The organism is Streptomyces axinellae, assembly GCF_039532135.1.
Lineage (GTDB): Bacteria > Actinomycetota > Actinomycetes > Streptomycetales > Streptomycetaceae > Streptomyces > Streptomyces axinellae.
In genome coordinates this window covers 60,537-73,293 of sequence record NZ_BAAARJ010000010.1, presented here as the reverse complement: position 1 = coordinate 73,293, position 12,757 = coordinate 60,537, and the positions used below count along the sequence as shown (strand labels likewise).

Here is a 12,757-nt window from a genome sequence, read left to right as displayed (position 1 = left end):
TCACGCGGGCGCTCACTCGGCCTTCCCCTCCGGTCGGGTACGGCCGGCCGCGGCGGACATGACGGTCTCCTCGTCGGCGCTCTCACGGGGTATCTCGGTGACCAGCCGGCCCTCGTGCATGACCAGGACGCGGTCGGCCATGCCGAGCACCTCGGGCAGGTCGGAGGAGATCATCAAGACGGCGAGGCCATCGGCGGCCAGCGAGGAGAGCAGCCGGTGCACCTCGGCCTTGGTTCCGACGTCGATGCCGCGGGTGGGCTCATCGACGATGAGGACGGCGGGGTCGGTGGCCAGCCACTTGGCGAGAACGACCTTTTGCTGGTTGCCGCCTGAGAGGACGCCGGCGGAGTCGGAGAGCCGGTCGTACTTCAGGCGCAGCTTCAGTGCCCAGTCCGAGGCGCGGGCCCGTTCCCTGGCGCGGCGCACGAGTCCGGCGCTGCCGAGGTCACCGAGTCCGGTGAGGCCGATGTTGCGCTCGATGGAGGCTTCCATGACCAGTCCGCGCTGTCTGCGGTCCTCGGGTACGAGGGCGAGTCCGGCGCGCATGGCGGCGGTGGGCGAGCCGGGTCGCAGCGCGGTGCCGCCGACGTGCACCTCGCCCGCGTCGGGCCGCTCGACGCCGAAGACGGCCTGGGCGACCTCGCTGCGCCCTGCGCCGACCAGGCCGGCCAGGGCGACGATCTCGCCTCGGCGCACCTCGAAGGAGACATCGCGGAAGACGCCTTCGCGGGTGAGGCGGTGCACGCTGAGCGCGATCTCGCCGGTGCGCGCCTCCTGCTTGGGGTACAGCTCGCCCAGGTCGCGGCCGACCATGCGGCGCACGAGATCGTCCTCGGTGAGCGAGTCGAGTGGCTCGGAGGCGACGAGCCGGCCGTCGCGCAAGGTGGTGACACGCTGGCACAGTTCGAAGATCTCGCCGAGGCGGTGGGAGATGAACAGCACCGCCGCCCCCTCGGCACGCAGCGCCTCAACCACGGAGAACAGGCGCGCGGTCTCGGTCCCGGTGAGGGCGGCGGTCGGCTCGTCCATGATCAGCACACGGGCTTCGAAGGAGAGCGCTTTGGCGATCTCGACGATCTGCTGGTCGGCTATGGACAGCCCGCGCGCCGCACGGTCGGGATCGAGATCGACACCGAGCCGGTCCATCAGCGCGGCCGTGGCCCGCCGCACGGCGGCGTGGTCGATGCGGCCGAGAGCGCGCCGGGGCTGACGGCCCATGAAGATGTTCTCGGCGATGGACAGGTCGCCGAAGAGCGTGGGTTCCTGGTAGATGACGGCGATGCCCGCGTCACGCGCGTCGGCGGGGCCGTCGAAGGCTGCCGGTGCTCCGTCGAGCAGGACGGTGCCGGTGTCGGGCGCGTGCACTCCTGCCAGGATCTTGATCAGTGTGGACTTGCCCGCCCCGTTCTCCCCGGCCAGCGCGTGCGCCTCTCCGGCGTACAGCTCCAGGCCGACACCGCGCAGCGCGCGCACGCTGCCGAAGGACTTGTTCACCCCCTCCAGCGCGAGGACCGGCACGGGGCTTCCGCCGGCCGGTGCGGTCTTGCTCATGCTGCTCCTCCAGTGCTCAGCAGGCGAACTGACTGAGGTTCAGAAATGAAATGTTTCAAGACAGTGGAGGGGAAGCTAGCTTTGTGTCCGAGGGCAGTCAAGAGGGTGCGAGGCGGGTAAGGGCAGGTAAATGCCAGTGTTTTCAAGGCTCTTGCCCTCTCACGTCCAACGCCTCTTCGTTCCGGGTGCCGGGGGGCTGAATCGTTTTCAGGTTCCGGCCCGGGAGGCGACCGTGATCAGCAGCCGCCGCTTGATCGGCACAGCCACGGCCAGGCGCGAGAGCCAGCGCCCGTGCGGCCACCACCGTCGGCGCGACCGCGAGCGCGACCGGCGCGAGGGCGGCTGCAACCGTGACCGCAACCGACGCGAGCGCGCCTCCCCCGGCGGAAGTCAACACCCGCTCCCCCACGACCTCTTGACGCCTGTGGCGGCCCCGGCTTAGTTTCGCCCCGGATCCCGGCCTTGAATCGTTTCATGACCGCTTCGGCGCCTTTTCTCACTTATCCGTCCGAGTCTCATGTCAGACCTGGTCAGCCCCCTGAGTTCGAGGAGCCGTATGCCAGAGCAGAACCTCGCGGCCGTGAAGTCCGCACTCAGCGAACAGCGGATCGAGACGCCGTCGTGGGCGTACGGGAATTCCGGTACCCGCTTCAAGGTGTTCGCCCAGGCCGGAGTGCCCCGCACCGTGCGGGAGAAGCTGGACGACGCCGCCCGGGTGCACCGGCACACCGGGGCGGCACCCACCGTCGCGCTGCACATCCCCTGGGACCGCGTCGAAGGGGCCGGCGCCTACGCCGCGCTGGCGTCCTACGCCCAAGAGCGCGGGCTGCGGCTGGGCACCGTGAACGCCAACGTCTTCCAGGAGGACGACTACAAGCTGGGCTCGGTCACCAACCCCGACCCGGCGGTGCGGCGCAAGGCGCTGGACCACCTCATGGAGTGCGTGGACATCATGGACGCGACCGGCTCCCGCGATCTGAAGCTGTGGTTCTCCGACGGCACCAACTACCCCGGCCAGGACGACCTGCGCGCCCGGCAGGACCGGCTCGCGGAGGCGCTGTGGGCCGTCTATGAGCGGCTGGGATCCGGCCAGCGCCTGGTACTGGAGTACAAGCTGTTCGAGCCCGCCTTCTACGCGACGGACGTCCCCGACTGGGGCACGTCGTACGCGCACTGCCTCAAGCTGGGCCCCAAGGCCCGGGTATGCGTGGATACCGGCCACCACGCGCCGGGCACCAACATCGAGTTCATCGCCGCGTTCCTGCTGCGCGAGGGGAAGCTGGGCGCGTTCGACTTCAACTCCCGCTTCTACGCCGACGACGACCTGATGGCCGGTGCGGCCGACCCCTTCCAGCTCTTCCGGATCCTGTACGAGGTGCGCGCGGGCGGCGGCCTCGACGGCACACCGGAGAGAGCCGCGCAGAGTGACGAAGGCCCGGGTATCGCCTTCATGCTCGACCAGTGCCACAACATCGAACCCAAGATTCCGGCCATCATCCGGTCGGTGATGAACGTCCAGGAGGCCACGGCCAAAGCCCTGCTGGTGGACCGCGAGGCGCTGGCCGAGGCCCAGCGGGCGGGCGACGTGCTGGGAGCCAACGGCGTGCTCATGGACGCGTACCACACGGACGTACGGCCGCTGCTGGCCGAGGTGCGCGAGGAGTGGGGCGCCGACGCCGATCCCATGGCGGCATACGCGGCATCCGGATGGGCGGAGACGGTCGTGCGCGAGCGGGTCGGAGGGCAGCAGGCGGGGTGGGGAGCGTGAGCGTGCCGGATCAGCGAAGTGGCGGGCGCGGCAGCGCGCAGGGCGGCGCAGCGGGGCGCCGGGAGGACGGCGCGCGGGAGGCGGGAGAGCATCCCGAGGTGGCGGCGCTGCTGGCGCGCTCGCACCGGCTGGGGGCCGATCCGCGCAACACCAACTACGCGGGCGGCAACACCTCCGCCAAGGGCACGGCGACCGACCCTGTCACGGGTGAGAGCGTCGATCTGATGTGGGTCAAGGGCTCGGGCGGCGACCTGGGCACCCTCCGGCCCGAGGGGCTGGCCGCGCTGCGCCTCGACCGGCTGCGCGCCTTGACCGGCGTGTATCCGGGTGTCGGGCGCGAGGATGAGATGGTGGCCGCCTTCGACTACTGCCTGCACGGCAAGGGCGGGGCCGCGCCGTCCATCGACACCGCGATGCACGGCCTGCTCCCGGTCGCGCACGTGGACCATCTGCACCCCGACTCGGGCATCGCGCTCGCCTGCGCGGCCGACGGGGAGGAACTCACCAGGGAGTGCTTCGGCGACCGGGTCGCGTGGGTCCCCTGGCGGCGCCCCGGCTTCCAGCTCGGCCTGGACATAGCGGCGGTGCGCGAGGCCCGTCCGGAGGCGATCGGCTGCGTGCTGGGCGGCCACGGCATCACCGCATGGGGCGAGAGCGGCGAGGAGTGCGAAGACAACTCGCTGCACATCATCCGGACCGCCGAGCGCTTCCTCCAGGAGCGGGGCGCCGCCGAGCCGTTCGGGCCGCCGCGCGAGGGATTCGGACCGCTGGCCGAGGACGAGCGCCGGGAGCGGGCCGCCGCGCTGGCCCCCCTGGTGCGCGGTCTCGTCTCACGCGACCGGGCGCAGGTCGGGCACTGGGAGGACGCGCCGGAGGTGCTGGAGTTCCTCTCGCGCGAAGCGCACCCCCGACTGGCCGCGCTGGGCACCTCCTGCCCCGACCACTTCCTGCGCACGAAGGTCCGGCCGCTGGTCCTCGACCTGCCCGCGCGCGCCCCGCTGGAGGAGGCGGTGGCCCGGCTGCGGGAGCTGCACGAGGAGTACCGCGCGGACTACCGGGCCTACTACGAGCGGCACGCGGACGCCTCCTCCCCACCGATGCGCGGGGCCGATCCGGCGGTCGTGCTGGTGCCGGGGGTGGGCATGTTCAGTTTCGGCAAGGACAAGCAGACCGCGCGGGTGGCCGGCGAGTTCTACCGCAACGCGATCCGGGTCATGCGGGGCGCCGAGTCCGTCTCCTCGTACGCGCCGATCGAGGAGTCGGAGAAGTTCCGCATCGAATACTGGGAGCTGGAGGAGGCCAAGCTGCGCCGGATGCCCGCTCCCAAGCCGCTGGCCACCCGGATCGCACTGGTCACGGGCGCGGGGTCGGGGATCGGCAGAGCGATCGCGCGGCGGCTGGCCGCTGAGGGCGCCTGCGTGGTCGTCGCCGATGTGGACGAGGACAGCGCACGGAAGGTCGCCGAGGAACTGGGCGGGCCCGACCGCGCCGTCGCCGTGGCGGTGGATGTCACCAGCGAGGAGCAGATCGCGGCGGCCTTCCGGGCGGCCGTGCTGGCCTTCGGCGGGGTGGACCTGGTGGTCAACAACGCGGGGATCTCGATCTCCAAGCCGCTCGCGGAGACCACGGCCGAGGACTGGGACCGGCAGCACTCGATCATGGCCCGGGGCTCCTTCCTCGTCTCACGCGAGGCGGCCAGGGTGATGGGCGAACAGGGCATGGGCGGGGATCTGGTCTACATCGCCTCCAAGAACGGCGTGTTCGCCGGGCCCAACAATGTGGCCTACGGCGCCGCGAAGGCCGACCAGGCCCATCAGGTGCGGCTGCTGGCGGCGGAGCTGGGCGCGTCGGGTATCCGGGTCAACGGGGTCAATCCGGATGGCGTCGTGCGCGGTTCGGGGATCTTCGCGGGCGGCTGGGGCGCCCAGCGTGCCGCCGTCTATGGCGTACCGGAGGAGGAGCTGGGACAGTTCTACGCGCGGCGGACCCTGCTGGGGCGTGAGGTGCTGCCGGAGCATGTCGCCAATGCGGTCTTCGCCCTGACCGGCGGGGACCTCAGCCACACGACCGGGCTGCACATCCCGGTGGACGCGGGCGTGGCGGCGGCCTTCCTGCGCTGAAGCGCGCACCGTGTCACACCGTCACGCCGCCGCGCTCCGGCGGCGGGCCGAGCCGTCGTGCCGCCCGCCGCCGGCTACATCGGGCTCGTCACCGGAGGTCCGCGGATGACCGTCCCGCACGATGTCGCGTCCGGCCGCCCGCCCCTCGCCCCTGGCCCTTCGCCGTCGGCCCCGTCCGCCTCCGTCCGGTCCGCCACCCACCGTCCCCTCCGCACGACATGAGGTTCGCCAATGCCGCCTTCCGGCCCCGGCGCGTCCGCCGCCAACGGCGCGTTCGCCGCCGTCGATCTGGGCGCGTCCAGCGGGCGCGTCATCCTCGGCCGTCCCGCCGACGGCAAGCTCGCCCTGGAGGAGGTGCACCGCTTCGAGAACCGTCCCGTCCGGGTGCACGGCACGCTGCACTGGGACATCCTCGCGCTCTACCGGGGGGTGCTGGACGGGCTGCGGGCCGCCGGAATCTCGGCCGGTACCGCCCCCGGGGACTTGGCCTCGGTGGGCATCGACTCCTGGGGCGTCGATTACGGCCTGCTGGACGCGGACGGAGCGCTGCTGGGCAACCCGGTGCACTACCGCGACGCGCGAACGGAGGGCATGGCGGCCGAGATCGACAAGCTCCTCCCCGCACGGGAGCTGTACGCGCACACGGGCCTCCAGCACCTGCCGATCAACACGCTGTACCAGCTGGCAGCCGCCCGCGGATCGCGGCAACTGTCAGCGGCCCACCGGATGCTCCTCACCCCCGACCTGATCTCCTACTGGCTGACGGGGCTCGGCGGCACGGAGACCACCATCGCCTCCACCACCCAGCTGATCGATCCGGGTACCCGCGACTGGTCGCGGCCGGTGGCCGAAGCCGCGGGAATCGACTTGTCGCTGTTCTGGCCGCTGCGCTCACCCGGCGACGCGGCCGGAACGCTGCTGCCGGGAGTGCTGGCCGAGACGGGCCTGGAAGGACCGGTGCCCGTCACCGCCGTGGGGGCGCACGACACCGCTTCGGCAGTGGCCGGGGTACCGGCGACGGGTGACAGGTTCGCCTATATCGCCACCGGCACCTGGTCGCTGGCGGGGGTGGAGCTGTCCTCCCCTGTACGCACCGAGGAGAGCCGGCTGGCGAACTTCACCAACGAACTGGGCGTGGATGGCACCGTGCGCTATCTGCGCAACATCATGGGCCTGTGGCTGCTCCAGGAGTGTCTGCGCACCTGGCGGGCCGAAGGCGGCCCGCACGACCTGGAGGCGCTGCTCGAAGGCGCTGCCCGGATGCCGGGGCTCCGGTCGGTCATCGACGCGGGAAGCCCGGAGTTCCTGGCGCCGGACCGGATGCCCGAGCGGATCGCCGCGGCCTGCCGCCGGACGGACCAGCCGGTTCCGCGCGACCCGGCCGAGACGGTCCGCTGCGTCCTGGACTCCCTCGCCCTGGCGCACCGGCAGGCCGTCTTCGACGCACGGCGACTGTCCGGCCAGGAGGTGGAGGCGGTTCACGTGGTCGGCGGCGGGGCACGCAGCGCGCTGCTGTGCCGGCTGACCGCCGACGCCTGCGGGCTGCCGGTGGTCGCGGGCCCTGTGGAGGCGGCGGCATACGGGAACGTACTGGTCCAGGCCCGTACCGCCGGGGTGGTGAACGGGCCACTGGAGGCGCTCCGGGGCCTGGTGCGCGAGAGCCTGCGGCTGCGACAGTATGCCCCGGCGGGTGATCAGGCGGCCTGGGAGCGGGCCGCCGCCCGCGTCCGTGAGCACGGGAAGGAGACGCCGTGCGCGTAGCGCTCTTCGTCACTTGCCTCAACGACGCGCTCTATCCGGGCACGGGCCGCGCCGTGGTGACGCTGCTGGAGCGGCTGGGCGTGGAGGTGGACTTCCCCGAGGCCCAGTCCTGCTGCGGGCAGCCGCAGTTCAACACCGGGTACCGGCACGCGACCGAGCCGCTGGTCCACCGGTACGCCGCCGCGTTCGAGGGCTACGACCACATCGTCGTGCCCTCCGGTTCGTGCGCCGCGATGGTGCGGGACAACTACCCGCGCATCGGGGCGAAGGCGGTGGCCGAGGGCCGGGGCGAGGCACTGCGGGCGGTGGCGGAGCGGATGGTTCCGCGTACCTGGGAGCTGACGGAGTTCCTGGTGGACGTGCTGGGCGTCACCGATGTCGGCGCCTGGTACCCGCATACGGTCACCTACCACCCCACCTGCCACGGTCTGCGGATGCTGGGCCTGGGCGAGCGGCCCAGGCGGCTGCTGGAGCGGGTCAGGGGGATGGAGCTGCGGGAGCTGGAAGGCGCCGAGGAGTGCTGCGGGTTCGGCGGCACCTTCGCTGTCAAGAACGCGGCGGTCTCGGCGGCCATGGGAGCCGACAAAGCCCGGCACATCGCGGCGAGCGGCGCCGACGCCGTGTGCGCGCTCGACAACTCCTGCCTGATGCACATCGGCGGAACCCTCTCCCGGGCCGGTTCCCCGGTGCGCCCCGTCCACCTGGCGGAGATCCTGGCGAGCACGGAGGAGGCGCCGCTGTGAGCACCGTGACCTATCTGGGGATGCCGCCCTTCCCGCAGGCCGCCGAAGTCTCCACCAAGGACGAGCGGCTGCGCGGCAACCTGCGCCACGCCACGCACACCATCCGCGACAAACGAGCCACGGCCGTCGCCGAGTTGGCGGACTGGCCGGAGCTGCGTTCGGCCGGCGCCCGCATCAAGGACCACACGCTGCGCCACCTCGACCACTACCTGGAGCAGTTGGAGGAGGCCGTCACAGCGGCCGGCGGCACCGTGCACTGGGCGGCCGACGCCGAGGAGGCCAACCGGATCGTCACCCGGCTGGTGCGCGACACCGGCGAGCGCGAGGTCGTCAAGGTCAAGTCCATGGCCACCCAGGAGATCGGCCTCAACGAGGCACTGGAGCGGGCCGGGATCGCCGCCTGCGAGACGGACCTGGCGGAGCTGATCGTGCAGCTCGGTGACGACCACCCGTCCCACATCCTGGTCCCCGCCATCCACCGCAACCGGGGCGAGATCCGGGAGATCTTCCGTACCCGGATGGGCCACTGGGGGCGCGCGGCACCGGAGGGTCTCACCGATGACCCGGCCGACCTGGCGGAGGCGGCGCGGCTGCATCTGCGGGAGAAGTTCCTGAACGCCAAAGTGGGAGTATCCGGCGCGAATTTCATGGTGGCCGAGAGCGGCACCCTGGTCGTGGTCGAGTCCGAGGGCAACGGCCGGATGTGCCTGTCGCTGCCCGAGACACTGATCTCGGTCGTGGGCATCGAGAAGATCGTGCCCACCTGGCGCGACCTGGAAGTCTTCCTCCAACTGCTGCCCCGCTCCTCGACGGCCGAGCGAATGAACCCCTACACCTCGATGTGGACCGGCACCACCGAGGGCGACGGCCCGCGCCACTTCCATCTGGTGCTGCTCGACAACGGCCGCACCGACATCCTCGCCGACCAGGTGGGCCGCCAGACGCTGCGCTGCATCCGGTGCTCCGCCTGTCTCAACGTCTGCCCCGTCTACGAACGCGCCGGGGGGCACGCCTACGGATCCCCCTACCCGGGGCCGATCGGGGCGATCTTGACCCCGCAGCTGGACAGCATGGCGACCGGCCTGGACGCCTCGCTGCCCTACGCCTCCTCGCTGTGCGGCGCCTGCTACGAGGTGTGCCCGGTGGCCATCGACATCCCCGAAGTCCTGGTGCATCTGCGCGAGCGGGTGGTGCAGGGCGGGACGGTCACCGTGCGCGGGCAGCGCACTACCGTGAAGCCCGCCAGGGGCCACGCCGCCGAACGGGCCGCGATGCGCGCGGCGGCCTGGACCTTCGACCATCCGGGCGTGCTGCGCGCCGGGGAGCGCCTCGCCTCGCGCGCCCGCCGGATGGTGCCGCACAGGGTGCCGGGGCCGGGCCGCGCCTGGACGGACACCCGGGATCTTCCCGCCCTGCCGCCGGAGTCCTTCCGCGACTGGTGGCGCCGCACGAGGGGCCCGGGGCGGGATGCCGCACAGAGCCGGGGCGGCGCGGACGGACGCGAGGGGGCCGCCGGATGAACCACCGTGACATCGTGCTCGGCCGGGTGCGCCGTGCACTGACCGACGTACCGCGCACGGAGCGGCCGGACGCACCCGAGCCGGACGCGCCCGGGGTGCCACGCGGCTATCTGCGCGTCCACGGCGAGCGCACCGCCGGGGAGACGGCACGGCTGCTGGCCGAGCACCTGGCCGACTACCGCGCCCGGGTTCATCACAGCACCCGCCGGGAACTGCCGGCCACCATCGCCGCGCTGCTCGCCGAACGGGGCTCGCGCACAGTGGTCAGCCCGGACGGCGTGCCGGATGCCTGGCTCCCCCGGGGAGTACGGCGCATGCCGGACTCGGCCGAACTGACGGCGCGCGACCTGGACGGGGCCGACAGCGTGGTGACGGGCTGCGCGGTGGCGATCGCGGAAACGGGCACCCTGGTGCTGGACGCCTCCGGGGACCAAGGCCGCCGGCGCATCACGCTCGTACCGGATCACCACATCTGTGTGGTGCGGGTGCCCGAACAGGTCGTCGGCTCCGTTCCGCAGGCCCTCGAACGGCTCGACGCCCGGCGCCCGCAGACCTGGATCTCCGGCCCTTCGGCGACCAGCGACATCGAACTCGACCGGGTGGAGGGCGTGCACGGGCCGCGCGCCCTCGATGTCGTCCTGGTCACCGAGGACCAGGAACCCGGGAACCGGGACACCTCCGGCGTGTAGGACCCGGGACAGCAGCGGATGAGCACGACGGGCGGTGTGTCTGTCACCCGGGACCGGCACCCGTCGTCGGGAGCTGCGACAGGCACCGGTCACCGGGGTCAGGACATGGCCGCTGCGCTGCGCATCCCGCGGCGGTAGTCCGGGCCGAACCAGCCGCGCAGGAAGTCGCCGGATCAGTCCGTCGGCCGACACCACCGGCGGCGTCGAGGCCAGGGAGCGCACCCCGGCCCCCTCCCAGGGCAGCGCGGCGTCGTCCTGGTCGGTGACCAGGGACAGCCCGCTGCGCCGCCACTCCTTGACCTCGTAGCCGTCGAAGCGTGCCTCGTTCTCGGCGGCCCCCGCGGACGCCGAGGTGCGGACGCCGCCGCACACCAGGCCGAGTTCGTGTGTGCGCAGCGTCTCCACGAGGGTTCCGCTGCATACGTGCGCCATCCCCGGCTCCACGCCCCCGCTCACGAACCGGTCGTTGACCTGTCCGACCGCGTCCAGGAGGTAGCCGGGGGTGTAGCGGAGCGAGCCGACCTTCAGGCTGCGACCGCTGCGTCCGCGGGCGTCGTCCAGTCCCTCGCGCCACTGGTCGAGGTGCCGCGCGCCAGCCGCGCCAACTCCTCGCCGGTGGCGGCGAACTGCACACGCTCGCCACGCACCCGCTTGCGCGGCAGGGGCTCGCCGCAGTGCTCACCGAGCTTGCGGTTCATCGTGTCGAGCTGCTTTTGAACGCTGGATCGCTCGCGGCCGAGCAGTCGGGCGGCACCGAGCGCCATGCTGTCCTCGTGCACGGGGCAGGGGCCATGCCGCCGCTCCCCGGAGACGAGGGCTTGTCGTCGCCGGAAAGCGCTCAGGAACCACTGAGCGGAAACGCGGAAATGCGGATGTCCAGCGACCGTCGGCCGCGGGGGCCGACGGCAGCCGTCCAGGCATCCGGACGGACACCGGCCGCTCCCTCCGCTCCCATGGACATCCCCCGCCCTCGCGGCGGGGTGCTCGCCGTGTCTGACCGGACGGCACGGAGCTTCGCCGTGCTGCCGGCCGGAGGCGGTGGTGAGACGCCGGCGCGAACCGGTGCAACATACAGCTAACCTGTACGCCCGCACGGCCGCGCCGTGGCTCCGCATGTGCCGTGTCCGTCCGCACTACGTCCCCGGGAGGCCCGTGATGAACCAGCCCTCGCCCCGTCAGGTCGCGTCGATCGAAGGGGCCGGTGTCCGCCGCGTCACCACGGACCAGGTCATCCTCGACGGAATCGACTGGTCGGTGGGCGCCGGTGAGCACTGGGCCCTGCTGGGGGCCAACGGGGCAGGCAAGACGACGCTGCTCAAGCTGGTCGGCGCGGTCATGTTCCCCACGGCCGGCAGCGTCGAGGTGCTGGGCAACCGGCTCGGCCGGGTGGATGTGCGCGAGCTGCGGACCCACATCGGCCATGTCTCCGGCTCCCAGCGTGTCCCGCAGGACGCGACGGCGCACACGGTCGTGCTGACCGGCGCGACGGGCACCGTGCAGCCGCTGTGGCGCAAATACGGCGAGGAGACCCGGCAGCAGGCCACCGATCTGCTCTCCGAGCTGGAGTGCAAGGAACTGGCCGACCGGCCGTTCGGAGTGTGCTCGGGAGGACAGCGGGCCCGCATCCTGATCGCCCGCGCGCTGATGCCCTCCCCGTCGCTGCTCCTGCTCGACGAGCCGTTCAACGCGCTGGACCTGCCCTCCCGCGAGGATCTGATCGACGCGCTGCACCGGCTGGCGGCCGACCGCCCGTCGCTGGCGACGATCATGGTCACCCACCATCTGGAGGAGCTGCCGCCGAGCACCACCCACGCGCTGCTGCTGCGCGAGGGCAGGGTGTGCGCCCGCGGGCCCGCCGCCGAAGTGCTCACCGGAGAGCTGATGACGCAGTGCTTCGGACGCCCGGTCGAGGTCACCTCCCAGGACGGCCGCTGGCTGGCCCGCTCGGGCCGCAACTCCTGAACGGCGCGGGCGGGGCCGGGCCCCGGGCAGCCCGCGCGTCCTCAGAGCACGGCAGCACAGAAAGCTTCATACGCCTCCTTGCCGAACAGGACGAGGCGCAGTTCGGCGAAGCCCTCGCCCTCTTCCTGGAGTGTGCTGACCGCGATGCGCGCCGCGTCCTTGAGCGGCCAGCGGTAGACGCCGGTGGAGATCGCGGGGAACGCGACGGTGCGGGCGCCGAGTTCGCGCGCGACGCGCAGCGACTCGCGGTGGCAGGAGGCAAGCAGTCCGGACCGGTCCTCCTGCCGGCTCCATACGGGCCCGACGGTGTGGATCACCCAGCGGGCCGGCAGCCTGCCCGCGGTGGTGGCCGCCGCCTGACCGGCGGGCAGCCCGTCGGGGAACCGCTCGGCACGCAGCTTCCGGCACTCGGCGAGGATGTCCGGGCCGCCTCGGCGGTGAATCGCACCGTCCACACCTCCCCCGCCCAGCAGCGAGGAGTTGGCGGCGTTCACGACGGCGTCCACGTCCTGCTCGGTGATGTCGCCCTGGACCGGATTGATACGGGGTTTCGGCATACGGCCCATCCTCGCGCGGCGCGTGTCGGTGCGCACCCGGGTTGCCCGCCGCACGCACCCTGGTCGGCAGTGACACCTTCGTATTA

General features: G+C 72.3%; 10 protein-coding genes. 7 read left to right on the top strand and 3 right to left on the bottom strand.

What is annotated here, in order from left to right; all coding sequences use genetic code 11:
- Positions 1–12: 12 nt before the first annotated feature.
- Positions 13–1,551: a sugar ABC transporter ATP-binding protein gene (locus tag ABD339_RS16645; RefSeq protein ID WP_344566792.1), complete on the bottom strand. Its 1,539-nt coding sequence runs from the start codon at positions 1,549–1,551 to the stop codon at positions 13–15.
- 556 nt (positions 1,552–2,107) lie between these two features.
- Here ABD339_RS16645 and rhaI point away from each other — a divergent pair.
- From rhaI to ABD339_RS16615, 6 genes are all read left to right on the top strand, one after another.
- Complete coding sequence (gene rhaI / locus ABD339_RS16640) at positions 2,108–3,319, top strand: L-rhamnose isomerase (protein ID WP_344566788.1); 1,212 nt, start codon at positions 2,108–2,110, stop codon at positions 3,317–3,319.
- Between the two features lie 98 nt (positions 3,320–3,417).
- Positions 3,418–5,439 (top strand): bifunctional aldolase/short-chain dehydrogenase, encoded by a 2,022-nt coding sequence (locus ABD339_RS16635; protein WP_344567038.1) that lies wholly within the window; start codon positions 3,418–3,420, stop codon positions 5,437–5,439.
- 231 nt (positions 5,440–5,670) lie between these two features.
- Complete coding sequence (locus ABD339_RS16630; protein ID WP_344566786.1) at positions 5,671–7,200, top strand: rhamnulokinase; 1,530 nt, start codon at positions 5,671–5,673, stop codon at positions 7,198–7,200.
- The gene (locus tag ABD339_RS16625; protein ID WP_344566784.1) at positions 7,191–7,943 is read left to right on the top strand and encodes a (Fe-S)-binding protein; all 753 of its coding nucleotides are present in this window, start codon (positions 7,191–7,193) and stop codon (positions 7,941–7,943) included. Before ABD339_RS16630 ends, ABD339_RS16625 begins: the two co-directional genes overlap by 10 nt.
- A gap of 20 nt (positions 7,944–7,963) precedes the next feature.
- A complete protein-coding gene (locus tag ABD339_RS16620; protein ID WP_344567037.1) occupies positions 7,964–9,463 on the top strand; it encodes a LutB/LldF family L-lactate oxidation iron-sulfur protein in 1,500 nt (499 codons plus the stop codon).
- Positions 9,460–10,152, top strand: a complete 693-nt coding sequence (locus tag ABD339_RS16615) for a LutC/YkgG family protein (protein WP_344566782.1) — start codon at positions 9,460–9,462, stop codon at positions 10,150–10,152. The genes ABD339_RS16620 and ABD339_RS16615 overlap by 4 nt, the downstream gene beginning before the upstream one ends.
- Before the next feature lie 524 nt (positions 10,153–10,676).
- Here the strand turns inward: ABD339_RS16615 and ABD339_RS16610 are convergent.
- Positions 10,677–10,931: a hypothetical protein gene (locus tag ABD339_RS16610; RefSeq protein WP_344566780.1), complete on the bottom strand. Its 255-nt coding sequence runs from the start codon at positions 10,929–10,931 to the stop codon at positions 10,677–10,679.
- A gap of 376 nt (positions 10,932–11,307) precedes the next feature.
- Between ABD339_RS16610 and ABD339_RS16605 the strand changes: the two genes are divergently transcribed.
- Positions 11,308–12,114: an ABC transporter ATP-binding protein gene (locus ABD339_RS16605; RefSeq protein ID WP_344566778.1), complete on the top strand. Its 807-nt coding sequence runs from the start codon at positions 11,308–11,310 to the stop codon at positions 12,112–12,114.
- Between the two features lie 41 nt (positions 12,115–12,155).
- On the opposite strand, the gene ABD339_RS16600 is transcribed toward ABD339_RS16605, so the two are convergent.
- A complete protein-coding gene (locus tag ABD339_RS16600) occupies positions 12,156–12,671 on the bottom strand; it encodes an O-acetyl-ADP-ribose deacetylase (protein WP_344566777.1) in 516 nt (171 codons plus the stop codon).
- Between the last annotated feature and the right edge of the window lie 86 nt (positions 12,672–12,757).

Excerpts from the sequence above, each read along its gene's own strand:
- ABD339_RS16615 (WP_344566782.1), top strand. The coding sequence starts at position 9,460 with ATGAACCACCGTGACATCGTGCTCGGCCGGGTGCGCCGTGCACTGACC.
- rhaI (WP_344566788.1), top strand. The coding sequence starts at position 2,108 with ATGCCAGAGCAGAACCTCGCGGCCGTGAAGTCCGCACTCAGCGAACAG.
- ABD339_RS16620 (WP_344567037.1), top strand. The coding sequence starts at position 7,964 with ATGCCGCCCTTCCCGCAGGCCGCCGAAGTCTCCACCAAGGACGAGCGG.
- ABD339_RS16605 (WP_344566778.1), top strand. The coding sequence starts at position 11,308 with ATGAACCAGCCCTCGCCCCGTCAGGTCGCGTCGATCGAAGGGGCCGGT.
- ABD339_RS16630 (WP_344566786.1), top strand. The coding sequence starts at position 5,671 with ATGCCGCCTTCCGGCCCCGGCGCGTCCGCCGCCAACGGCGCGTTCGCC.
- ABD339_RS16600 (WP_344566777.1), bottom strand. The coding sequence starts at position 12,671 with ATGCCGAAACCCCGTATCAATCCGGTCCAGGGCGACATCACCGAGCAG.
- ABD339_RS16645 (WP_344566792.1), bottom strand. The coding sequence starts at position 1,551 with ATGAGCAAGACCGCACCGGCCGGCGGAAGCCCCGTGCCGGTCCTCGCG.